Origin of the sequence: Streptomyces sp. NPDC001922, assembly GCF_042891165.1 — a bacterium.
Classification (GTDB): Bacteria; Actinomycetota; Actinomycetes; order Streptomycetales; family Streptomycetaceae; genus Streptomyces.
In genome coordinates, this window is sequence record NZ_JBIASV010000015.1 from 225,250 (window position 1) to 249,296 (window position 24,047).

A 24,047-nucleotide genomic window follows, 5' to 3' on the forward strand; every position below is an offset into this window, starting at 1 on the left:
CCTTCCTTTCCCGCTCACCGCTGTGCTTCGAAACAAGGATTCGACGTTGACCGACTCACCACACGCCGCCTCCCACGACCAGGTAGCGATCATCGGTATGGGGTGCCGACTGCCCGGCGGCGCCTCCGACTACCGGGTGTTCTGGCAGAACCTGATCGACGGCAAGGACTGCATCACGCCGACGCCGGCCGACCGGTACGACGTCACGACCCTGGGGAGCCGGGACCAGGCCAAGCCCGGCCGGCTCATCGGCGGCCGCGGCGGCTACATCGACGGTTTCGACGAGTTCGACCCCGCCTTCTTCGGCATCAGCCCGCGTGAGGCGAAGTACATGGACCCGCAGCAGCGCAAACTGCTGGAGGTGGCCTGGGAGGCTCTGGAGGACGGCGGGCAGCGGCCCGCGGACCTGGCCGGGTCCGATGTCGGGGTGTTCATCGGGGCGTTCACGCTGGACTACAAGATCCTGCAGTTCTCGGATCTGCGGTTCGACACGCTCGCGGCGCACACCGCGACCGGCACGATGATGACGATGGTGTCGAACCGCATCTCGTACTGCTTCGACTTCCGCGGCCCCAGCGTCTCGATCGACACGGCGTGCAGCTCGTCCCTGGTCGCGGTGCATCTGGCCCGGCAGAGCCTGCTCCGGGGCGAGACCGGTCTGGCGCTCGCCGGGGGCACCCTGCTGCACATGGCTCCGCAGTACACCATCGCGGAGACGAAGGGCGGCTTCCTGTCCCCCGGGGGCCGCTCGCGGACCTTCGACGCCGCGGCCGACGGCTATGTGCGGGCCGAGGGCGTCGGCGTGGTCGCGCTGAAGCGCCTGGCGGACGCGCTGCGCGACGGCGACCCGATCCATGCGGTGATCACCGGCAGCGGCGTCAACCAGGACGGCCGGACCAACGGGATCACCGTGCCCAACGCGGACGCCCAGGTGGCCCTGATCGAGCGCGTCTGTGCCGAGGCGGGGGTGCAGCCGGGCGGTCTGCAGTACATCGAGGCCCACGGCACGTCGACACCCGTGGGCGACCCGATCGAGGCCCGGGCGCTGGGCCGTGCGCTGTCCATCGGCCGGAAGCCGGGCGACGCCTGCTACGTGGGCTCGGTCAAGACGAACATCGGGCACACCGAGTCGGCCGCCGGGATCGCCGGGCTGATCAAGACCGTGCTGTGTCTCCAGCACCGCAGGATTCCGCCCCACATCAATCTGGAGCAGGTGAACCCGGCGATCGATCTCGCGTCGATGCCGTACGACATCCCCACCCGCCCGACCGACTGGCCCGCGCACGACGGGCCGGCCCGCGCGGGGGTGAACTCCTTCGGGTTCGGGGGCACCAACGCCCACATCCTGCTGGAGGAGGCCCCGGCACCCACGGCGGACCGGCCCTCACCGGCGGAGCCGGCCTGGTCCGTCCTGCCGCTGACGGCCCGCGATCCGGCGGCTCTGCCCGAGCTGGCCGCGGGCGTCCGCCGGGCGCTCGACGGCGCCGACGCCCCGGCCGTCGAACTCGCCGATGTACGCCACACGCTGGCCCACCGCCGGCAGCACCTCGACGCCCGGCTCTCGGTCGTCCACTCCTCGCGTGCCTCGCTGGACGAGGCGCTGGACGCGTACCTGCGCGGCGAGGAGCATCCGCGGGTCCTGCTCGACCAGCGGCGCGATCCCGAACGGCGGCGCCTGGTCTGGGTGTTCACCGGGATGGGCCCGCAGTGGTGGGCGATGGGGCGCGGGCTGTTCGGGAGCGAGCCGGTCTACCGCGAGGCGGTCGAGCGGTGCGACCAGGAGATCCGCAAGCTCACCGGCTGGTCGCTGATCGACGAGATGAACGCGGAGGAGTCCGTCTCGCGGATGAGCGAGACGTGGCTGGCGCAGCCGGCCAACTTCGCGGTCCAGGTGGGTCTGTCGGCGCTGTGGCGCAGCCGCGGTGTGCGGCCGGACGCGATCGTGGGGCACAGCACCGGCGAGGTCGCGGCGTTCCACGAGGCCGGGGTCTACTCGCTGGAGGACGCCGTCACGGTCGTGGTGCACCGCAGCCGCCTCCAGCAGCGGCTGGCGGGCACCGGTTCCATGCTCGCGGTCAGTCTCACCGAAGAGGAGGCGGGGCGCCACGTCCTGCCGTACGGCGACCGGGTGTCGGTGGCCGCGGTGAACAGCCCGACCGGCATCACCCTCGCCGGGGACGAGGACGCGCTGGCGGAGCTGGCCGAACAGCTGCGGGCCGAGCAGATCTTCGCCAGGCCGCTCACCGTCCGGGTGCCGTACCACAGCCCGCGGATGGATCCGGTCAAGGACGAACTGCTGTCGTCCCTGGCCGGGCTGGCACCGCGCGAGGCGACGGTGCCGCTGTATCTGACCGGCGTCGACGGTGTCGCGCGGGGGCCGGAGCTGGACGCGGCGTACTGGTGGCACAACGTCCGGGACCGGGTCCACTTCCGCGCCGCCGTCGACCGGCTGATCGGTGCCGGGCACAGCCTGTTCCTGGAGATCGGCCCGCACCCCGTGCTCGGCCATGCGATCCGCGAGTGTCTCGACGGCGCGGGAGCCGAGGGCAGCACCCTTCCGTCCATCCGCCGCCAGGAGGACGAGGCCGAACGGTTCACCCGCTCGCTGGCCGCCCTGCACAACCTCGGTGTGGACATCGACTGGCAGGCGGTCTGCCCCACGGGCGGTCCGGCGCGGCTGCCGCGCTATCCGTGGAAGCGGGACCGCTACTGGGTGGAGCCGGCCCCGGTCGAACAGGTCCGGCTCGGCCGGCTGGACCATCCGCTGCTGGGCCGCCGGGTCACCGGGGCCGAACCGGTGTGGGAGGCCCGGCTCGACACCGAGTCGATGCCCTATCTGACCGACCACCGGATGCAGGGCGCCGTGCTGTTCCCCGCGGCGGGCTATCTGGAGATGGCGGTGCAGGCGGTCCGGGCCATGACCGGCGGCACCGAGGCGGCACTCGCCGGCATCGAGCTGCGCAAGGCGCTGTTCCTGCCGGACGGCGACGTCCGAACGGTGCAGCTGGCGTTCTCCTCCGAAGGAGCGGGCTTCACCGTCGCGTCGCCGGCCGACGACGCCCAGGAGCCGACGGTGCACGCCACCGGTGTGATCCGGGCGGGCCAGCGCCCGGCGCCGGAAGCGCCGCTGGACGCGGACGCGGTCCGCGCGCGCACCGTGCGGCGGCTGGGCGGGCCGGAGTGCTACGCGGCCCTGGCGGAGCTGGGCTACCAGTACGGCCCCGCCTTCCAGGCCATCGAGGAGGTGTGGATCGGGCCCGGTGAGGCGCTCGCCCGGATCCGGCCGACCGAGGCCATCAGCGACGGCATCGCGGCGCATCACGTCCATCCGGTGCTGCTCGACGCCTGCTTCCAGTCGTTGCTGACACCGCAGATCCTCGAGGCGGCGGACGGTCCGCAGGGCACCGGCATCCGGCTGCCGCTGTCGATCGACGAGGTGCGCTGCGCTCCCTTCGGTGACCGGCCGCTCTGGGTGCACGCCACGCTCTCCGGGCACTACGACGCCGAACTGACCGGCGACATCGGCGTGTACGCGGACTGCGGGGAACCGCTCGGCCGGATCCGCGGCTTCCGGGCGGCCGATGTCGAGAAGGCGTCGGCCGCGGTCGGGCGCGCCACGATCGACAGCTGGCTGACGGACGTGGCCTGGATCGAGAAGCCCGCCGGCCCCCAGCCGGCCGGCTCCCACGACGCGGCGGCGCCCGGCGAGCCCGCGGCGCGGAGGGCCGGGGGCGCTCCCCTCACCGCCGCGGTGCCGGAGGGCCCCGGGGACGCGGCAGCGCGCCGGTGGGTGCTCCTGGCCGATGCGCAGGGCGTCGCGGAGGCGCTGGCGGAGCGGGTGACCGCGCTCGGCGGGCGCTGCCATCTGGTCCACCGGGGTGAGGGCTACCGGATGGGGCGGGACGGCCGCGAGTCGACCGTCGCGCCCGGCTCCACCGCCGACCTCGACCGGCTGTTCCGCGACCTCCGGGAGCAGGACGCCGTCCCGCTCGGGCCCGTGGTGCACCTGTGGAACCTGGATCTGCCGTCGATCGGGGCCGTGACCCGCGAGGACTGGGCCCGGTGCACGGACGCGGGCAGCTATTCGCTGATCGCGCTCGCCCGGACCCTGCAGTCCCACGGGGAGGGCTGCACCCTGCACATCGTCACCCGCGGCGCCCAGGCGGTGTCCGCCGGGGAGCCGGTCGCGCCGCTGGCCGCGTCGGCCTGGGGCATCGGCCGGGTGCTCGGGTACCAGGAACTGGCCGCCCACCGCGGCAGGCTGATCGACCTCGACCCGGCCCGCGGGGACTCCCCGGCCGAGCGCCGGGCCGAGGCGGCCGCGCTGCTGCGCGAGGTGGCGGGCGGCGACGAGGACGAGATCGCGCTGCGCGGCGACCGCCGCCACACCAGCCGGCTGCGGCAGCTCGGCGACCTCACCGGCCCGCTGCCGCTGCGGCTGCGGCCGGACGGCAGCTATCTGGTGACCGGGGCGTTCGGCGCCCTGGGACGGCTGCTGTGCCGCACCCTCGTCAAGCGGGGGGCGCGGCGGCTGATTCTCCTGGGCCGCACCGCCCCGCCCCGGAACTGCCGGCTGCGGGACGTGGACCCCGACTCCCGGGCGGGCCGCCAGGTGCGGTTCCTCAAGGAGCTGGAGGCGCTGGGGGCGCAGGCCGTCCCGGTGGCGCTGGACATCACCGACGAGACGGCGCTGACCCGGTGGCTGGCCGAGTACCGGCAGGACGAGTCACCGCCGATCCGGGGCGTGTTCCACCTGGCCGGACACGTCCGTGACCGGCTGCTCCCGGAGATGGACCGTGCGTCCTTCGACGCGGTGCACGGCCCCAAGGTCGTCGGTGCCCTCCTGCTGCACCGTCATCTGCGCGACGAACCGGTCGAGCACTTCGTGCTGTTCGCGTCCGTCGCCTCGCTGCTGACGACCGCGGGGCAGACCAACTACGCGGCGGGGAACGCCTTCCTCGACGCGCTGGCCCACCACCGTCGCGCGCAGGGGCTGCCCGCGCTCAGCGTGGACTGGGGCCCCTGGGCGACCGGCATGATCGAGGAGCTGGGGCTGATCGACCACTACCGCACCAGCCGCGGGATGAGTTCCCTGTCGCCGGAGGCCGGTATGGCCGTGCTGGAGCGTGTCATCGGCCAGGACCGCGCCCAGGTGCTGGTGGCGACGGTCGTCGACTGGCCGGCCTTCCTGGCCTGGTACCCGACCGCGCCGCCGCTCGTCGCCGACCTCGCGGCCGCCGCCCGGGACCTGCCCGCCCGGGACGGCGGGAGCTTCCTGGAGGCGTTCCACGCGGCCGGGGAGGAGGAGCGGCGCGGGCTGCTCACCGATCGGTTCATCGAGCTGGCCGCCGGTGTCCTGCGGGTCGGTGCGGACCAGCTGGACAGCGCCACCGGGCTCAACACCCTCGGACTGGACTCGCTGCTGGCGATGGAGCTGCGGGCGCGGGTCCACGCCGAACTGGGGGTCGCCCTGCCGGTGGTGGCCCTGCTGAGCAGTGCCCCGGTCGGCGAACTGGTCGCCCAGCTGTACGACGGGCTGGGCGACCCGGCCGAGGCCGGGACACCGGCGGACGCCGGTGCCGCGGTCGAGGTGTTCGAGGACGAGCGGCAGCACCCGCTGACGCAGAACCAGAAGGCGCTGTGGTTCCTCCGCCAGCTCAACCCGGACGGCTTCGCCTACAACATCGGCGGTGCGGTCGAGGTGCGCACCGAGCTGGATCCGCAGCTGATGTTCCGGGCCGTGCGGGCGCTGATCGAGCGGCACCCCAGCCTGCGGGCCGGCTTCACCCTGGACGCGGACGGCAGACCGGTGCAGCGGATCGCCACCGACGTCACCCCGGACCTCGCCCTGTTCGACGTCGAGGGCCAGGAGTGGGACGAGATCCACGCGATGATCGTCGGTGAGTACCGCAAACCGTACGACCTGGAGCGTGACCCGCTGGTCCGGTTCCGGCTGTTCCGGCGCGGCCCGGACCGCTGGGTGATCATGAAGGCCGTCCACCACATCGTCTCCGACGCGATCTCCACCTTCACCTTCATCGAGGAATTGCTCGCCCTGTACGAGGGGCTGCGCCGGGGACGCGCAGCCGAGCTGCCTCCGGTGTCCGCCCGCTATCTGGACTTCCTCAACTGGCAGAACCGCTTCCTGGCCGGACCGGACGCGCAGCGGATGCTCGACTACTGGCGGAGCCATCTCCCCGACGACGTGCCGGTGCTCGACCTGCCCACCGACAAGCCCCGCCCGGCGGTCCAGACGCACAACGGCGCGTCCGAGTTCTTCGTCCTCGACACCGAGCTCAGTGCCCGGGTGCACGCGCTGGCCCGGGAGCACGACGTCACGGTGTTCGTGGTGCTGCTGAGCGCCTACTACCTGCTGCTGCACCGCTACTCGGGCCAGGACGACATCATCGTCGGCTCTCCGGTGTCGGGCCGGACGCAGGAGGACTTCGCCTCGGTCTACGGCTACTTCGTCAATCCGCTGCCGCTGCATGTGAGCCTGGACGGCGCCCCGTCGGCCGGCGAGCTGCTGCGGCGGGTCCGCACCACGGTGCTGGGCGGCCTGGACCACCAGGAGTACCCGTTCGTCCGGCTGGTCGAGGAACTGGGGCTGCAGCACGACCCGAGCCGCTCCGCGGTGTTCCAGGCGATGTTCATCCTGCTGGTCCACAAGGTGGCGACGGAGAAGTACGGCTACCGCCTGGAGTACATCGAACTGCCCGAGGAGGAGGGGCAGTTCGACCTGACGCTGTCGGCCTACGAGGACGAGGCCGACCGGCGCTTCCACTGCGTGTTCAAGTACAACACCGATCTGTTCGCGCCGGCGACGGTGCGGCGGCTGTGCTCGCACTACGTCCGGCTGCTCGACGGTCTGACCCGCGCTCCGGCGGAGCAGCCGGCGGCGCGGCTGGAGATGATGACGGAGGCGGAGCGGGAGACGGTCCTCGCGGACTGGAGCGGGGCCGGCCGGCAGGCGGCGCCCGAGGGCCCGGTCCACCGGCTGATCACCCGCGCCGCCGCCGAGCACCCGGAGGCGGTTGCCGTCTCGGCGCCCTCGGAGTCGGGCGACACCCGCCGGCTCACCTACGGCGAACTGGCGGACCGCTCCCGCCGGCTGGCGCTGCGACTGCGTGAACGGGGCGTCCGGGACGGCTCGGTGGTGGCGCTCTGCCTGGAGAAGTCACCCGAGCTCGTCGTCACGCTGCTGGCGGTCCTCCGGGCCGGCGGTGCGTACGTGCCGCTCGATCCGGGCTACCCGGCGGAGCGCCTGGACGGCATGGTGCGCACCGCCGGTACCGCCCTCGTCATCGCGGACGCGGCCGGCCGCGCGCGGCTGGCGGGGACGTCGGCCGAGGTAATGGCGCTGGAGGACGTGTACCCGGCCGACGCGCCCGCCGACGTTCCGGCCGGCGATCCTGCCGGGACGGACGCCGCGGGCGTGGAGAACCCCGCGGACGGCCTGGACGCCGTCGGCATGGACGCGCCCGCCTACGTCATCCACACCTCCGGTTCCAGCGGCCGGCCCAAGGCGGTGCGGGTGAGCCACCGCAGCCTCGCCTCGGCGTACAGCGCCTGGCACCAGGAGTACGGACTCGCCACTGAGGCCCGTACCCATCTGCAGATGGCGAGCTTCTCGTTCGACGTGTTCACCGGTGACCTCGTCCGTGCGCTCTGCTCGGGCGGCACCCTGGTGCTGGTCCCGCGAGAGCTGCTGTTCAACACGGCCCGGCTGCACGCGACGATGCGCGCGGAGCGCGTCGACTGCGGCGAGTTCGTGCCCGCCGTCGTGCGCGGCCTGATGCGGTACTGCGAGAGCACGGGCGAGCGCCTGGACTTCCTGCGGCTGCTGATCGTCGGCTCCGACGCGTGGAAGGTGGAGGAGTACGAGCGGCTGCGCGGCCTGTGCGGTCCGGAGACACGGCTGGTCAACTCCTACGGGCTCAGTGAGGCCACCGTCGACAGCTGCTACTTCGAAGGCCCGGCCGACGGACTGGAACCGAGCCGGATGGTCCCGATCGGCCGGCCGTTCCCGAACAGCACGCTCTACATCCTCGACGGACACGGCGAACCCGTTCCGCCGGGGGTGACCGGTGAGCTGTGGGTCGGCGGCGACGGTGTCGCGGACGGTTACGCCGGGGAGCCGGAGCAGACAGCACAGCGGTTCGTCACCCTCTCCCCGGGCGGCGCGTCCGGCACCGGACCGGTGCGGCTGTACCGCACGGGCGACCTCGCCCGCTGGGACGCCGACGGGGTGGTGCACCTGCTGGGACGGGCCGATACGCAGGTCAAGCTGCGCGGTCACCGGATCGAGATCGGGGAGATCGAGGCGCAGCTGGCGCTCTGGCCGGCGCTGGCGCAGTCCGTGGTCACGGTGTCCGAGGACGCCCAGGGGGAGGGCGTGCTGTGCGCGTACGGTGTCGCGGCGCCGGGCGCGGTGCTGGACTGGTCCGCACTGCGCCGGCACCTGGGGGCGCAGCTGCCCACCTTCATGGTTCCGGCCTCGTTCGTCGAGCTCCCCGAACTGCCGTTGACGCCGAACGGCAAGGTGGACACGGCCGCGCTGCCGGCGCCGCGGTTCGACGGGGGCGCCCCGGCCCACGAGGCGCCGGTGACGCTCTACGAGAAGCGCATGGCCGAGCACTGGACGGCGCTGCTGGGCCTGGAGCGGGTGGGGCTGCACCACGACTTCTTCGAGTCGGGCGGCAGTTCGATCAAGCTGATCGAACTGATCCACCACCTGCAGTCCGAGTTCGGCATCTCCATCCCGGTCAGCCAGTTGTTCAAGATGACCACACTGCACGGGATGGCCAGGACCGTGGAGCACATCGTCACCGGCAGGATCGCCGGATCCCAGCCCTACCTGCGGTTCAACGGGGAGGGCGAGAGGACGGTCTTCTGCTTCCCGCCGGCCGGCGGTCACGGGCTGGTCTACCGCCGGTTCGCCACACACCTCCCGGAGTACCGGTTCGTGGCGTTCAACTATCTGAGCGGCGACGACAAGGTCGCCCGGTACACCGACCTGATCGAGGAGATCCAGCCGGACGGCCCCTGCACCCTGTTCGGCTACTCGCTGGGCGGCAATCTCGCCTTCGAGGTGGCCAAGGAGCTCGAACGCCGCGGCCGGGAGGTGCCCAACGTGGTCATCATGGACTCGTACCGGATCCGTGACTCCTTCGAGCTGGGAAGCGAGCACTTCGAGGCCTTCGAGCGGGAGCTGGGCGACCATCTGCGCAAGCACACCGGCTCGGAGACCGTCGCCCAGGAGACGCTGGACCAGGCCAGGGAGTACATCCACTTCTGCAGCCGGACCCCGAACCTGGGGGTGATCACCGCCCCGGTGAGTGTCATCTCCGACCAGGAGAAGGTGGCGTTCTACGCGGCGGACGAACACGGCAGCTGGCACGGCAGCACGACCACCCGCACCACGGTGTTCCGCGGCTTCGGCACCCACGCGGAAATGCTCGACCAGGAGTACATCGCCCTCAACGCGAAGCTGGCGCGCGACATCCTGGCCGGAGGGGGCACCCATGTCGCATGACGTCGGGACGGACTGGACCACGCGGAACGCCTCGTCCGGGGGCAGGCCCCGGGTGCTGGTCATCGGGGCGGGGGTCAGCGGCATGGCCACCGGGTGCTATGCCCAGATGAGCGGGATGGAGACGCGCATCCTGGAGAAGCACGTGCTGCCGGGCGGCTGCTGCACCGCCTGGGCGCGCGACGGCTTCATCTTCGACTACTGCATCGAGTGGCTGATCGGGACGTGCGCGGGGAACGAGGCGCACCAGATCTGGCGCGAACTCGGCGCGCTCGACGGCAAGACGGTGACGAACTTCGACATGTTCAACCGGGTCGTCGACGAGGCCGGGCGGTCGGTGACCTTCTACAACGACCCCGGGCGGCTCCAGCGGCACCTGCTGGAGATCTCGCCCGCGGACGCGCGGCTGATCCGGTCGTTCTGCCGTGACCTGCGGCGGTTCATCGGCATCGAGCTGTACCCGTTCCTCACCCCGGCGCCGCTGCGGACGCCACGGGAGAAGCTGCGGATGCTGCGGACCGTGCTGCCCGCGTTCCGGCTGTTCTGGCGGACCGCCGCGACGCAGATGCACACCTTCGCCGACCGGTTCCAGGATCCGCTGCTGCGGCGCGCGTTCCGCAACATCTTCTTCCAGGACCACGGCGGGTTCCCGCTGCTGCCGTACCTGTTCAACATGGCCGGTGCGTACAACGACAACGCCGGGTTCCCCCAGGGCGGGTCGCTGGGGCTGTCCCGGTCCATCGAACGCCGGTACACCTCGCTGGGCGGATCGATCAGCTATCGCACGCGGGTCGAGCGCATCCTCGTGGAGCGCGACCGGGCCGTCGGTGTGGAGCTGAGGAACGGCACGCGGCTGTACGCCGACCATGTCGTGGCGGCCTGCGACGGCTACACCACCCTGCACGGCCTGCTCGGCGGCCGGTACTCCAGCCCGCGGCTCGACACGCTGTACTCGACGCTGCTGAACAAGCCGGAGGTGCTCTATCCGGGGGTGGTGTCGGCGTTCGTCGGGCTCACCGGGGAGCCGGGGCCGGACAGCCCGCACAGCACCACGTATCTGCTGACGCAGGAGGAGCGCTCCGGGCTGCCGGGGGCCCTGCAGGACAGCCTGGTGGTGCAGCAGCGGTCCCGCTATGCGGAGGGGTTCGCCCCGCCGGGCTCCTCGGTCGTGCACTGCACCTACTTCAGCGACTTCGCGCACTGGCGGACGCTGCGCAGCCGGAGCCGCAAGGAGTACTGGGCGCAGAAGCGTCAGGTCGCCGACTTCGTCCGGGACTTCCTGGAGCGGCGCTCCCCCGGTACCGGGGACCGCATCCGGGTGGCCGATGTGGCCTCACCCGCCACGACACACCGCTACACCGGCAACCACAACGGTTCCATCCTCGCGTGGAAGTCCTTCACCGAGGCCGAGGACCTGGTCAACGGCGTGGTCAACAAGGACCGGATGCGGCTGCCGGGGCTGCGCGGCTTCTCCATGGCCGGCCAGTGGGCGGGCGGCGGGGGCCTGATCCGGGCCGCGTCGAGCGGCCGCTTCGCGGTGCAGTACCTGTGCCGGGAGCTCGGGACGGAGTTCCGGGCCTGGGAGAGCCGGAACCAGGAGCCGTGGCACCGGGATCAGCTGGGCCATCTGCCCCAGCTCGAGAAGTGGCCCGCGGAATAGACCGCGGACGGACGACCGAGCTCTTGCCGAGGAGGCCCTGGAACATGCCGCGCGAGAAGCGGACCAGAGAATCAATGATCATCATCGGGGCGGGGCTCGGTGGTCTGTCCACCGGGTGCTACGCCCGGATGAACGGATACCGGACCCGGATCTTCGAGATGCACGAGGTCCCCGGAGGCTGCTGTACGGCCTGGGACCGCGGCGACTTCACCCTGGACTGCTGTGTCAGCTGGCTGCTCGGCAGCGGTCCGGGCAACGAGATGCACCAGATCTGGCTCGAACTCGGCGCGCTGCAGGGGAAACGGATGCGCCACTTCGATGTGTTCAACATCGTGCGCGGGCGGGACGGCCGGGCGGTCCGCTTCTACTCCGACCCGGACCGGCTCGAAGCGCACCTGGTGGAGCTCTCACCGGGGGACGCCCGGCTGATCCGGCAGTTCTGCGACGGGCTGCGCGCCTTCCGGAAGTGCCTGGCGGTCTATCCGTTCCTGAAACCGGTCGGCCTGATGGGCCGGCTCGAACGCTGGCGGATGCTGGCGTCCTTCGTGCCGTACGTCAACGTCATCCGGAAGTCGATCACGACGCTGATGACGGACTACTCGGCGCGGTTCCGGGATCCGCTGCTGCGGGAGGCGTTCAACTTCATCCTCTACGAGAAGCACCCCAACTTCCCCGTGCTGCCGTTCTACTTCCAGCTGGCCTCGCACGCCAACCTGTCGGCGGGGGTGCCCGAGGGCGGCTCGATGGGGCTGAGCCGGTCGATCGAGCAGCGCTATCTGCGGCTCGGCGGCGAGGTGAGCTACAACTCCAGGGTCGAGGAGATCCTCGTCGAGGACGACCGGGCGACGGGGGTGCGGCTCAGCGACGGCAGCGAGGTCCGGGCCGACATCGTGGTCTCGGCCTGCGACGGCCACACGACCCTGATGCGGTTCCTCAAGGGCCGCTATCTCGACGAGACCTACCGCAGGCTGTACACCAGCACCATCGAGCAGCCGGGCATGGTGTTCCCCGGCTATGTCACCCTCTTCCTCGGGCTGCGGCGCCCCTTCCCCGACGGCGATCCGTGCACCACGCATCTGCTGAGCGACGCCGAGGCGGCGGAGCTGACCGGGATCAGCCACCCGAGCATCAACGTCCAGTTCCGCAGCAGGCACTACCCGGAGCTGTCGCCGGCGGGGACGACGGTGGTGTACGCCACGTACTTCTGCGACATCGCGCCGTGGCGGGCGCTGAGCGACGGTCCGGAACAGGCCAGCCGGGTGCGCGGGGGTACCGAGCTCCACACCCTGCCGGTGCGCCGCGGCAAGGCGTACTACACCGCCAAACACCGCGTCCGGGACGCTCTGCTGCGGATTCTGGAGCAGCGCCACCCGGGGATCGGGGACGCGATCGCCGTCCGTGATGTGTCGAGCCCGCTCACCCAGGTCCGCTACACCGGCAACTACGACGGGACGGTGCTCGGCTGGCAGCCGTTCGTCGAGGGCGGCGAGACGCTCGAGGAGCAGATCAAGAAGCACGGCCCCGGACTGCCCGGGCTGGAGAACTTCTATCTCTCCGGCGTCTGGGCGACCACCGGCGGTCTGATCCGGGCCGCGGCGGCGGGCCGGCACGTCATGCAGTTCATCTGCCGGGACGACGGCAGGACGTTCACCGCGGACATCGACCGTACGGCGCCGCTGCCGACCCATGTCGTCGACCGGGTGGCGGCCCCGGGCCCGGCCGCCGGCGCCGCCGCGGGCCGGCTCCGTTCACCGCACCGACAGGAGGCATGACGTGGAGGTCCGGACGTGGATGGTGCGGGAGCACGTCGAGGGCGTGCCCGAGGTGGACCGGATCTACGAGCAGGTGACCGAGGACCTCGAGGTCGACCTCGCGGACGACGAGATGCTCCTCAAGACCCTGTACGTGTCGGTCGACCCCTACCTCCAGGGCATCTGTCTCGACACTCCGCTCGGGGCGCACATGGGCGCGGACTCCATCATGGAGGTGCTCGACGCCGGACCGCGCGCTGCGCACCAGCCGGGCGAGCTGGTCCAGGGGTTCGGCGGCTGGCGCAGCCACCTCATCAGCACCGGTGCGGCCACTCCGTGGCGGACCGGCACCTTCCCGATGGTGTTCCCGGCCTTCCGGAAGCTCGATCCGCAGGACTACGACGCCTCGCTGCCGCTCTCGACGGCCCTGGGCGTCCTGGGCGGGCCGGGCATGACCGCCTGGGGCACGCTGACCAAGGTCCTCACCGTCCGCCCCGGCGACACCGTGGTGATCAGTGGCGCCTCGGGCCCGGTCGGCACCCTGGTCGGGCAGCTGGCCCGGCGTGCGGGTGCCCGGGTGGTCGGCACCACCGGCTCACCGGAGAAGGTGGACCACCTGCGGGACCTGGGCTTCGACGCGGTGGTGCACTACCGGCAGGGCGACGGCACGGACCAGGTGCGCGAGGCGCTCCGGGCCGCGGCGCCGGACGGCGTCGACAAGTACTTCGACAGCCTGGGCGGCAGCGTCACGGACGCGGTGTTCTCCCTGCTCAACGTGGACAGCCAGGTGGCGGTGTGCTGGCAGTGGGCGACCCAGGTCGGCGCCGATCACGTGGGGCCGCGGCTGCTGCCCTACATCATGTTCCCGCGCACCACGATCCGCGGGATCTTCGCGCTGGAGTGGTTCAGCCCGCAGAACTGGGCGGCGCTCCACAGCGAGCTGGGCGGGATGATCCGCCGCGGTGAGATCGCATACGAGCAGACGGTCCGGTACGGGTTCGACGCCATTCCGGACGCCTACCGCAGTCTGTACGTCGACCGGGCCGCCAACCGGGGCAAGGTGCTGGTCCGGATGTGAGCTCCGGAGTCCGGCGGCGCCGACGGCCGGGGCGCCGACGGATTCTCCTGCGAGGCTCGAGTGCCGCCCCCGGGTTCCCGTACAGTCGTCCCGCCGGAGTGCGCCGCCGGGCACCCGCGCGGGCGGACGGAGCGGGCGACCGCGCCGGACCGGCAGCCGGGCCGCTCGCCGGCCCCGGGGCGCCGGCCCCGGGCGTACCCGGCAGCCGGGCGTACACCGGTCCCCACCGGGACGGACCGGCACCGCTTGCCGCGGCCACAACAGCATGACGCGACCCCGTCCTACGGCATCCGCGTGGAGCCCGTCCGGTGAGCACGGCCTCCGAACCGACGCGGCCTCGGCGACGACAGGCCCTCGGCGACGACACGAGAGCGAGACCGCACCGAACATGGAAAATTCCCCCATATCACCCCGATCCGGGCTCGGGTGGCTCCCCGCCCCACCGGCCCTCGGATCCCGCCCCCGGCGAGTGCTCGCGGCGATCGCCGCCGCCGGATCGGCGCTGACCGTCCTCGCGACGGCGGCTCCCGCCGGGGCGACCACGGCCCGGACTTCGGCCGGCGGGGCCGAGGTCGTCTGCTCCTCCCGGCAGCCCGGCCTGGCGCTGCGGCTCTCGCGGGATCTGGCGCACCGGCTGCACGGGCGCCCGGGCACCTCCGCCGTCGCGTTCTACGACCGTCCCACCGCCACCAGCTGCTCCTACAACGCCGGGGCGGCGTTCGACTCGGCCAGTGTGGTCAAGGTCACCGTCCTCGGGGCGCTGCTGCGGCAGGCCATGGAGCGCCGGTACCCGCTGACCGCGGAGGAGGTGCGGCTGACCACCGCGATGATCACCGAGTCGGACAACGCGTCCACCTCCGAGCTGTGGCGCCGGATCGGGCCCGACGGCATCCGGCACTTCCTGGAGGTGGCGGGCCTGCGGCACACGGTTCCCGGCGCGGACGGGCACTGGGGGCTCACCCGGATCACCGCCGGCGACCAGCTGAGGCTGCTGCGCCTGCTCACGTCGGAGAATCCGGTCCTGGACCGGCCGGCACGGGCGTACGCCCTGGGCCTGATGCGGCGGGTGGTTCCCGAGCAGCGCTGGGGCGTGCCCGCCGGGGCGCCCGATACGGCGGCGGTCCAGCTGAAGAACGGCTGGCTGCCGCGGTCCACCGGTGGCTGGCGGGTGCACAGCATCGGTGCGTTCACCGGGGACGGCCACGACCGCGGGATGGTCGTGCTCTCCCACGGGAATCCGACCATGGACGACGGCATCGCCACCGTCGAGGGCGCTGCCCGCGCCCTGCACGACGGTCTGGCCGGCCCCGGGTGAACGGCCGGCCCCGAGGGCGCCTCCTCCCGCACGGTCCTGGCTGCGGAACCGGTCAGTCGGTGTCGAGCGCCGTCACGTAGACCCATGCGCCGTCGTGCCGTTCGAAGCGGCTGTGCTCGAGGAGCTCTCCCGCCCGCCCCTGCTCGGTGTAGCGGGCCCGGAAGGTGACCGTCCCCGTGGTGTGGAAGGGGCTGCCGTCGGCGGTGTCCAGGATCTCCAGGCCCGACCAGCGCAGCCCGGTGTCGAAGTCGAGGTGGCGCGGACGCGTCCGGGGGTGCCAGGTGCGCAGCAGGTAGGCCTCGTCCCGGACGACGAAGGCGCTGTAGCGCGAGCGCATCAGCTTCTCCGCGGTGGGCGCGGACGCCTCGCCGCGGTGCAGCCGGCCGCAGCAGTCCGCGTAGCCGGCGGGCAGCCCGCAGGGGCAGGGGGCGTCCGGTGCGGTCCGGGGATGCGGGGCCGCGGACGGCGACGGACGGCGTCGGGCGGAGGACTTCTGCGGGCGGGAGCTGCGTCGGGACATGCGCCCATTGTCCCGCAGCCGCGATCAGCGGAGCTCGTCGGCGGTGTGCAGACCCATGAGGTCCCCGAGGCCGTTGTGACCTCCGAAGGCGGTCGGGTCCAGCGGCTGCTCGGCCCAGATGGTCTTGCCCTCGGGGGTGTAGCGGGTGCCCCAGCGCTGGGTGAGCTGGGCGACCAGGAACAGCCCCCGGCCGCCCTCGTCGGTCGTCCGCGCGTGCCGCAGATGGGGGGAGGTGCTGCTGCCGTCGGACACCTCGCAGATCAGGGCGCGCTCCCGGATCATGCGCAGGCGGAGCGGTCCCCCGGCGTGCCGGATGGCGTTGGTGACCAGCTCGCTGACGACCAGTTCGGTGGCGAACCCGTGGTCGGAGAGCCCCCAGGTGACCAGTTGGCGCGCCACCTTGGCGCGGGCGTCGCCGACGGCCGCCGGATCGGCCGGGATCTCCCAGGAGGCGACCCGGTCCCGGCCCAGGGCACGGGTACGGGCCAGCAGCAGCGCCACGTCGTCGACCGGTCGCGTGCCCGGCAGATTGCTGATGACGGCGTCGCAGATCTCTTCGAGCGGTGCCTGCGGAGCGGCCAGGGCGGCGTGCAGTCTGCTGAGCCCGCCGTCGACGTCGAGCGCCTGCCCGGTGAGCAGACCGTTGGTGTAGAGGACGAGCAGACTGCCCTCGGGCAGCGGAAGCGTCCGCGACTCGAACGGCAGCCCCCCGAGGCCCAGCGGCGGTCCGGCGGGGAGTTCGAGAAGCCGGGAGATCCCGGTCGGGCTGACGAGCACCGGCGGCGGGTGACCGGCCCGGGCCAGCGAGCAGGTGCGGCCGACCGGGTCGTAGACCGCGTACAGGCAGGTGGCTCCGATCACTTGGGGACCGGTGTCCGTCTCGTCGGCGACCCGGCCGACCATGTCGTCCAGGTGCGCCAGCACCTCCTCCGGGGACAGGTCCATGTCCGCCAGGGTCTGCACGGCCGAGCGCAGCCGGCCCATCGTGGCCGCCGCATGGGCACCGTGCCCCACGACGTCACCGACGACCAGCCCGACCCGCGCCCCGGAGAGCGGGATCACGTCGAACCAGTCACCGCCCACGCCGCTGCGCGAGTCCGCCGGCAGATAGCGGTACGCGGCCTCGACCGCGCCCTGCTGGGGCAGATCGTGCGGGAGCAGGCTGCGCTGGAGCGCCAGGGCCGCCGTGTGCTCCCGGGTGTACCGGCGGGCGTTGTCGATGGACACCGCGGCCCGGTTGACGAACTCCTCGGCGAGGACCAGGTCGTCGGGCTGGAACGGGCCCTTGGGCTGCCAGCGGGCGAACGCGGCCGCGCCCAGGATGATGCCCCGCGCGCGGAGCGGGACGACCATCAGCGAGTGGAAGCCGTACTGCCGGAGGTGCGCCGCCCGGACCGGGTCGTCGGCCGCCCACTCCCCGGCGCTGAGGTCCAGCGTCGGGTACAGCGACGAACTGCCGACGGTGAGGCTCAGCACGACGGGCGCCGACGCCGGGTAGGAGGGAAGACCGCCCACCTCGACCACGGCCTCGGGGCAGCCCTCCCGGACGGACCTCTGTCCCGAACGGCGCATGGTCGACAGGTCCGTGGCGTCGATCGGCCCGGGCGGCGGCTCGCCGCCCGACAGCATGACGTCGAGCAGGTCGACCGTGACGAAGTCCGCGAGGTCGGGCACGGCGACATCGGCCAGCTCCTGTGCGGTGCGCAACACGTCCAGTGAACTGCCGATCCGTTCGCTGGCCTTGTTCAGCAGGGCGAGCCGCTGCCGGGCCCGGTAGTTCTCGGTGATGTCCAGCACCATGTAGCAGACGCCGAGGACCTCCTCCGTCTCGTCCTCCAGGCGGAAGAAGGAGGTGGAGTAGGCGTGTTCGCGCACGCTGTCCGACTCCGGGTGGCCGAGGTACTCGAATCCGACCGACGGGACCCCGGTCTCCAGCACCCGGCGCATCTCCGCCTCCATGGCCTCCACGGCCAGCCCCGGCTGCACATCGCCGAGCTGTTTGCCGATGCGCTCCTCGCGGGACACGCCGCCCATGGTTTCGAGAGCGTCGTTCACCCACACGAACCGGAGGTCGGTGTTGAGCATGGCCACGCCCACCGGCGACATGGTGAAGATGCCCTCCAGCAGGGAACGGTTGACCCCGGGCCAGGGCGTCTGCGCCATGTCGGCAGCGAGGACCAGGCGCGGGGCGCGGCCGTCGCTGTCCTGCACCGGCAGGATCCGCACCTCCAGGTCGAGCCGGTGGCCCTGCCGGTGCCGTACGGCCTGGGTCCCGCTCCAGCCGTCCGCGTCGCCGAGCCGGGTGGCGACGTCCTCGTGCTGGGCCCCGTCGCCGTCCACCGACCGGAAGAGCTGGGCGAGGGTCCGGCCCAGGGCGTCGGGTGCCGGGTGCCCGAGGAGTTCCTCGGCCCCTTCCGTCCAGCCACGGACCACACCGTCGGCGTCCACCAGCATCACGGCCGTCCGCGCGAAGTCGAACGGGGTGCTGCTCGCAGGTGCTCTGTTCTTCTTTGGAGTGCCCATGCCAGCCGTCCAGTGCCGGGGCGCGGTGCGACGGGCCCGTCGCGGACCCTGCTGTCACACGGCCACCAGCCTGTTTTCCACGGTACCGGGGGCGGCGACGTTTCGGCCGGTGCCGGACGGGGCGGGGAGGGGCCGGAGGCCGCGGCACCGGGGCACCGGGGCACCGGGGCACCGGGGCACCGGGGCACCGGGGCACCGGGCAGGGGTTCCGTTCCGGCGCGGAGAGCTGGACCACCGGCGCCGCTCCGCAGTGTGCGAGAGTGGGCACCCGCCGTAAGAATCCGGGCCCCGGCCCGGCCTGCGCGGTCGCGGCCCATCGGCGTCCCGGGAGGGCCTGCGGCGGTGCGCGCGAAGGCCCCCGGGAAGGTGTGCGGCGGTGCCCCGGCGCGCAGCGCGTACAGCAGGCCCGCCGACCGTGACCGCGCACGACGGTACGACGCGGCGCCCGGACCGCGAGCGGCGGCAGGTGACCGCCGGTGCTACGGCTTCCTGGCCATCGCCGCCACGATGAGCCGCTCCCAGACCGACAGTCCCGCGTCCGGAGGACCGATCCTCGGCACGCCGACGGCCTCGTCCGGACGCCACGCCGCGGTCGGTACGATCCCGGGCTCCAGCACCTCCAGGCCCGGCAGCAGTCCGGCGATCTCCTCGTCGGTGCGCCAGCGTCCGCGTCCGAAGGTCTTCTGGAGAACCGCCTCCGCCTCCGCGGTCTCCGGATTGTTGCCACTGCGGAAGTGGCTGACGAAGAAGTGACTGCCGGACGGCACCTGATCGCGCCAGTACTCGACCAGACCGACGGGGTCCTCCTCGTCGTTGACGTGGTGCAGGATCGCACTGAGGACGACCGCGACCGGCCGGTCGAAGTCGATCAGCCGTGTGGTGCCCGGGTGCTCGCGGATGCGGCGGGGGTCGCGGAGGTCCGCCCGGATCACACAGGTGTCCTCGTTCTCCTCCAGCAGGGCTCGCCCGTGGGCCAGCACGATGGGGTCGTTGTCGACGTACACGACCCGGCTCCCCGGTGCGTTGCGCTGGGCGACCTGGTGGACGTTGTCCGCGGTGGGCAGCCCGCTGCCGAGGTCGAGGAACTGCCGGATGCCGGTGTTCAGCGCGATGTCGCGCACCGCGCGCACGAGCGCCGCGCGATTCGAGTGGGCGATCGCCACGGACCCGGGCATGTCGTCCTTGAACCGGTCACCGATCGCCCGGTCCACGGCGTAGTTGTCCTTGCCGCCGAGCAGATAGTCGTAGACCCGGGCGATGCTCGGGGTGCTCTGGTCCACCGCGTGGATCTCGTCGGCCATGCCACCGGTCCTCTCCTGCCCCTGCACGCCGGGATCATCGTAGGTGGTCCCGGTGCCCTCAGGGACACCTGACGCCCCAACTTCACTGCTGGGAGGGGGAGTCGGGGCCGGATGCGGACCGCACACACTGGCGGAGCACGCACGGCAGCCCGTGGATCCGGCCGGTGATGCGCGGCTGTCGGCAGGTCGGCAGGTCGGCAGGTCGGCAGGTCGGCAGGTCGGCAGGTCGGCAGGTCGGCAGGTCGGCAGGTGTGGAACGTCCATGCGGGCGGCGGCCGTTCCCGGTGGTGGGAACCGTGCGGTTCCACGCCCCCCGGGAGGAGGGGGCGTGGAACCGCAGGCGGGCCGACGGGCGGGGCCGGTCTCCCCGGTGACGGCTTCCCGTCGGCCGTCCTGGTGCGGACCCGTGGGTCACTCCCGCGCGGCCTGCCCCGCCCCGCAGCCGGCGGACTTCATCCGGACCTTCACCTGATCCGCGTCGGCCTTCTTGAGGTCGAGTTCGATGTCGTCGATATCGATGTCATCGATGTTGATATTGCTGTTGATCGCGATCTGACCGAACGCGGCCTGCAGATTTTCGAGGCCGCCCGTCTGGGACCAGATGTCCGCCAGGCTCCGGTTCACCGCGGCCAGTTGCGCGTTCATCCGCCCCAGGTCGGTCTTCGGGTTGGCCTTGGCCCAGGCCTCGGGATCCCGCTCGTCGAGCGACTTCACCCGGACGGTCGGCGCCTTGTCACCGCCGATCTTCACGCCGTCGATCACCACTCCGGCGTCGCGGGACGGTACGGCGCGCAGCGCGTCGTCCAGGCTCTGCAGGCTGTCCGCCTCGGCTCCGGCCGCGGCGAGCAGACCCGCCAGCTGCCCGTCCAGCCGCGACAGATCGACGGATCCGCCCTTTTGCGCCGTGGCCACCACGCCGGACGACGGCGCGCCCGCCGACAAGCACGAGGTGGATTTCACGGGCTTCTTCGCGGCCGCGGACGACTCGTCGCCCTCCCCCGCCATGGCCGCTCCGGTGGCCACAACACCGGTGATCAGACCCGCGCTTGCCAGTCCGATACCGAGAACACGACTCTTGTTGGTGCGCCTTGCACGAGACATGCGTTCACCTCGCAGTGGAAAGAACATGCTGGGACGTGGGAGTCATCCGCACGGTTCGGCGGTCCTCTCCGCCGCGCACCGGCACTCTCACCCTCGGGGATGTGCCGCATCAGTCCGTCGGTCTCTCCCGGCCGTGACACCGCTCCGGGCCCGGGACCCGACGTCTGCCCGCAGCGGTATCACGCCGATCAGTACGGACCCGGGACCCATCCGACTCAGCTCAGCGCCAACACGTCCGCAACTTCCCATTTATCCGAACGACTGGTGACAAGAGACGGTCATAAGACCTCTTAAGCTTGCTCCCGTGCCCAGAAATGACGATGTCGAACAGCTCGCCAGAATCCGTATGCAGGTGACCGGCGAAACGTTCATGGAGGCCTTGGCCGCGCTGCGCGGACAGAGCGGGACCGGCTCCGGGGGCACGGACGGTACGGATGAGCCGGACCCCTCCGGGGAAGGCGACGGCCCCGAACCCCCTTGCCGGGACAGGCCGTTCCGCATCGTCGAGTGATCTGCGACAGGCCGTCACCCGGGCACACCGTCACCACTCCCCGGACCCCCCCGCCTCAGTCGCCGGCATCCGGTGCCGGCCAGGCGGGACTTTCGAAACACGCCCTAGGAGGGCGGGGCCGGCACCGAAGGACCTCCGGGGAAGGAGGGCACGACGCCTCCGGGGGACGGGGTCGCGGTCGGACGGCCGTCCGGCCCGCACACCTGGGGTGCGGAGGCAGCCCTGAGCCCGTACTCGGCGACGCGCCGGGTCCGGAAGCCGACGTCCTCACGGTCCAGCGGTCCGTTCCCGGTGGTGGTGCTGATGTCCCGGGGCAGCTCCCGTGCGGCGAGCGGGCCACCGACGGAAACGGCCACCAGGGATCCGGCACAGGCGCCGAGATTCGCGGCCCGCACACTCCGGGGGAACCGCACGGAGTGGGCCTCACGGCCGTCCACCCGGAACCGCTCGCGCTTCACCAGGGTCATCTCGAAGTAGTAGTCCGGCCGCGACCGGTGCTTCTTCAGCAGGTCCTCACGGGAGACCGGGCCGGGGGCGCTGTAGCCCAGCTTCCAGATCTCCACGTGAACGGTCAGCGGTCTGCACAGCGGACCATAGCCGTCCGAGGACCGTTCGAGCTCCACGGCGTCCGTGACCACGGAGAAGGCGGAGCCGGGAGTCTTGGCATTCAGCCGGAGCCATTCCGCCGCGTCCTTCGTGCTCCAGGACGTGTTCCGGTGACAGCCGGCACTGCCGGTGGGGTACGGCGGAGGCGTGGACGGTGACGGAGTGGGCGGCCCGGAGGAGACGGAGGCGGTCGCGGAGGCAGTCACGGAAGCGCCGGGCGACGCCCCGGCACCGGCCTCACCCGACGAGCACCCCGCCAGCAGCACGGCTGCCGACAGCACCACGGTCCACCCTCTCGCGCGACGCCATGACCCGCTCCGTCCGCACACAGCTGACCCCCATCACTGTTGTTGCAGATCTTCGGTGAACCTCCGCCTTTGCCGGATGACGTCGGCAGAAGTCACGACAAGGCTCACACAGTGCCGAGACGAAAGCAGCCCCTGGGCCCTTCCTTGCGGATGCGCTGGTCACCCGGCCGACACCTGGCTGCGCGGCGGGGTGCCGCCGGGACGGGAGATTCCGGAACAGAAGGGTATGTTTCCGGATCATGCGGCGCCCACTCCGCACGACGGGAACCCGCAGCCCAGCAGCCGTTGGGGCGCCGCCCGAGGCTCTTCCTCCGCCTCCCGGACCGCGTGCACGAGCCCGCCGGAGGGTCACGATCGCGTGTACCAATCGACGGAGTGCTCAACAATTCTGGCGCAGATACCCGCAGTCTGCTGTAGTACCGACTACACAAAGGCGTGTAGGCGTGGTGGCGCCTGCGTAAAGGGGCGGGGAGAGCAGCGTGAAGAGGGTGTGGTTACCGGTGAGCGGACCACCCTCGGGGGGCTTCCCGACCGGTCGCGCACGCGTACGACCAGGACCTTCCGTGTGGTTCCGGACCTCCGGAGCCAAGTCGCCCCCTGATCTTCAGGGGAGCCCGATCCCACCCTCAGGGAGTACATCGTGACCGTCCGCAGAACGGGACTCGCCGCAGCTATCGCCGCGGCCCTCACCATCACCGGGTGCAGCAGTGACGCCCCCGAAGCGGACGATTCGGTTCAGGTCGCAACGGACCCCGCCTTCCCCGCCGGCAGCACGATGGAGAAGCTCCACGAGGCGGACCGGATCCGGGTCGGGGTGAAGTTCGACCAGCCCGGAATCGGCTACAAGAAGCCGGGCGCGAAGACCCCGGAGGGCTTCGACGTCGAGATGGCCAAGATCATAGCCGGGCAGCTCGGACTGGCTCCGGAGAAGATCCGATGGGTCGAGACGGTCTCCAAGAACCGGGAGTCCTATCTGCGCAACAAGCGGGTCGACCTGGTGATCGCCTCCTACTCGATCACTCCCGAGCGGCGCCGGGTGGTCGGTATGGCGGGCCCGTACTACGTCACGGGCCAGCAACTGCTCGTGCAGAAGGGCGACAAGAGCATCTCCGGGCCGAAGGACCTCCAGGGCAAGAAGGTGTGCTCCGCCGCGGGGACCACCTCGATCAAGACCGTCGAGGAGAAGTACCGGGCCAAGCCGGTCCCCTACGGCACGTACACCGAATGCGTCCAGCGGCTGCGCAAGGGCGTGGTCGACGCGGTCACCACGGACGGGGCGCTCCTGCTCGGCTATGCGGCGCAGGCGCCCGATGCCCTGAAGGTGGTCGGCGACACCTTCAGCACCGAGCGCTACGGGGTGGGCTACCGCAAGGGCGACACCGAGATGTGCGAGTTCCTGAACCGCACCATCAACCATTCCTACCGGGACGGCGCCTGGGTGAAGGCACTGTCGAATACCCTGTGGCAGACCTCCGGCGCGGTGCCCAACCCGGATGTGGACCCCTGCCCGACGGGCTCCTCCTGACGCTCCTGCCGACGGGCCCCCTTCCGGACGGGGGCCGCGGTCCGGGCCCTCAGTGCCGCCTGGTCCGTCCCGGTACCCGGGGCGGGCCAAGGGCCTCCGACGAGCACGACGCCGCCGGATCCACCGCTCCCGGGGACGGGGCGGAAGGGTGGATCCGGCCCGGGCTCCGTTCCCGCTGCCCCGTCGGCGCCACCGCGTTCCGTGGCCCGGTGGCGCCGGCCGGCCGTCAGTCCTTGATGTCGCAGATGACGGCGCCGGCGGAGATGGAGGCGCCGACCTCGGCGGTCAGTCCCTTGACGGTGCCCGTGCGGTGGGC

12 protein-coding genes are annotated in these 24,047 nt (G+C 71.9%); 7 read left to right on the forward strand and 5 right to left on the reverse strand.

Annotated elements, in window-relative coordinates:
• Positions 1-46 precede the first annotated feature (46 nt).
• The 5 genes from ACFYYR_RS26895 to ACFYYR_RS26915 all read left to right on the forward strand — a co-directional run bounded on the left by ACFYYR_RS26895 (position 47) and on the right by ACFYYR_RS26915 (position 15,336).
• Positions 47-9,535 (forward strand): amino acid adenylation domain-containing protein, encoded by a 9,489-nt coding sequence (locus ACFYYR_RS26895; protein ID WP_388858686.1) that lies wholly within the window; start codon positions 47-49, stop codon positions 9,533-9,535.
• Complete coding sequence (locus tag ACFYYR_RS26900; protein ID WP_388858689.1) at positions 9,525-11,192, forward strand: phytoene desaturase family protein; 1,668 nt, start codon at positions 9,525-9,527, stop codon at positions 11,190-11,192. Before ACFYYR_RS26895 ends, ACFYYR_RS26900 begins: the two co-directional genes overlap by 11 nt.
• Before the next feature lie 74 nt (positions 11,193-11,266).
• Positions 11,267-12,964, forward strand: a complete 1,698-nt coding sequence (locus ACFYYR_RS26905) for a phytoene desaturase family protein (protein WP_388858692.1) — start codon at positions 11,267-11,269, stop codon at positions 12,962-12,964.
• A gap of 19 nt (positions 12,965-12,983) precedes the next feature.
• Entirely contained in the window at positions 12,984-14,021 is a 1,038-nt protein-coding gene (locus ACFYYR_RS26910; RefSeq protein WP_388858765.1) for an MDR family NADP-dependent oxidoreductase, read from the forward strand.
• 469 nt (positions 14,022-14,490) lie between these two features.
• Entirely contained in the window at positions 14,491-15,336 is an 846-nt protein-coding gene (locus ACFYYR_RS26915) for a serine hydrolase (protein WP_388858694.1), read from the forward strand.
• 52 nt (positions 15,337-15,388) lie between these two features.
• Here the strand turns inward: ACFYYR_RS26915 and ACFYYR_RS26920 are convergent, their stop codons facing one another.
• The 4 genes from ACFYYR_RS26920 to ACFYYR_RS26935 form a co-directional block, all read right to left on the reverse strand.
• A complete protein-coding gene (locus ACFYYR_RS26920; RefSeq protein WP_388858697.1) occupies positions 15,389-15,856 on the reverse strand; it encodes a YchJ family protein in 468 nt (155 codons plus the stop codon).
• Between the two features lie 24 nt (positions 15,857-15,880).
• A complete protein-coding gene (locus ACFYYR_RS26925) occupies positions 15,881-18,379 on the reverse strand; it encodes a SpoIIE family protein phosphatase (RefSeq protein WP_388858700.1) in 2,499 nt (832 codons plus the stop codon).
• A 479-nt stretch (positions 18,380-18,858) separates the two neighbouring features.
• The gene (locus ACFYYR_RS26930; protein WP_388858703.1) at positions 18,859-19,680 is read right to left on the reverse strand and encodes an SAM-dependent methyltransferase; all 822 of its coding nucleotides are present in this window, start codon (positions 19,678-19,680) and stop codon (positions 18,859-18,861) included.
• A 411-nt stretch (positions 19,681-20,091) separates the two neighbouring features.
• Entirely contained in the window at positions 20,092-20,781 is a 690-nt protein-coding gene (locus ACFYYR_RS26935; RefSeq protein ID WP_388858706.1) for a hypothetical protein, read from the reverse strand.
• Positions 20,782-21,085: 304 nt separating this feature from the next.
• Here ACFYYR_RS26935 and ACFYYR_RS26940 point away from each other — a divergent pair, with 304 nt between their 5' ends.
• Positions 21,086-21,292, forward strand: coding sequence for a hypothetical protein (locus ACFYYR_RS26940; RefSeq protein ID WP_388858709.1), 207 nt, complete (start codon positions 21,086-21,088; stop codon positions 21,290-21,292).
• A gap of 104 nt (positions 21,293-21,396) precedes the next feature.
• Here the strand turns inward: ACFYYR_RS26940 and ACFYYR_RS26945 are convergent, their stop codons facing one another.
• Positions 21,397-22,182: a hypothetical protein gene (locus tag ACFYYR_RS26945; protein ID WP_388858712.1), complete on the reverse strand. Its 786-nt coding sequence runs from the start codon at positions 22,180-22,182 to the stop codon at positions 21,397-21,399.
• Between the two features lie 664 nt (positions 22,183-22,846).
• On the opposite strand from ACFYYR_RS26945, the gene ACFYYR_RS26950 reads away from it, so the two are divergent.
• Positions 22,847-23,731, forward strand: a complete 885-nt coding sequence (locus tag ACFYYR_RS26950; RefSeq protein WP_388858715.1) for a glutamate ABC transporter substrate-binding protein — start codon at positions 22,847-22,849, stop codon at positions 23,729-23,731.
• The last annotated feature ends 316 nt before the right edge of the window (positions 23,732-24,047 follow it).

Coding starts and splice junctions, on each gene's coding strand:
- ACFYYR_RS26910 (WP_388858765.1), top strand. CDS start 12,984: ATGGTGCGGGAGCACGTCGAGGGCGTGCCCGAGGTGGACCGGATCTAC.
- ACFYYR_RS26935 (WP_388858706.1), bottom strand. CDS start 20,781: ATGTCTCGTGCAAGGCGCACCAACAAGAGTCGTGTTCTCGGTATCGGA.
- ACFYYR_RS26920 (WP_388858697.1), bottom strand. CDS start 15,856: ATGTCCCGACGCAGCTCCCGCCCGCAGAAGTCCTCCGCCCGACGCCGT.
- ACFYYR_RS26925 (WP_388858700.1), bottom strand. CDS start 18,379: ATGGGCACTCCAAAGAAGAACAGAGCACCTGCGAGCAGCACCCCGTTC.
- ACFYYR_RS26900 (WP_388858689.1), top strand. CDS start 9,525: ATGTCGCATGACGTCGGGACGGACTGGACCACGCGGAACGCCTCGTCC.
- ACFYYR_RS26905 (WP_388858692.1), top strand. CDS start 11,267: ATGATCATCATCGGGGCGGGGCTCGGTGGTCTGTCCACCGGGTGCTAC.
- ACFYYR_RS26930 (WP_388858703.1), bottom strand. CDS start 19,680: ATGGCCGACGAGATCCACGCGGTGGACCAGAGCACCCCGAGCATCGCC.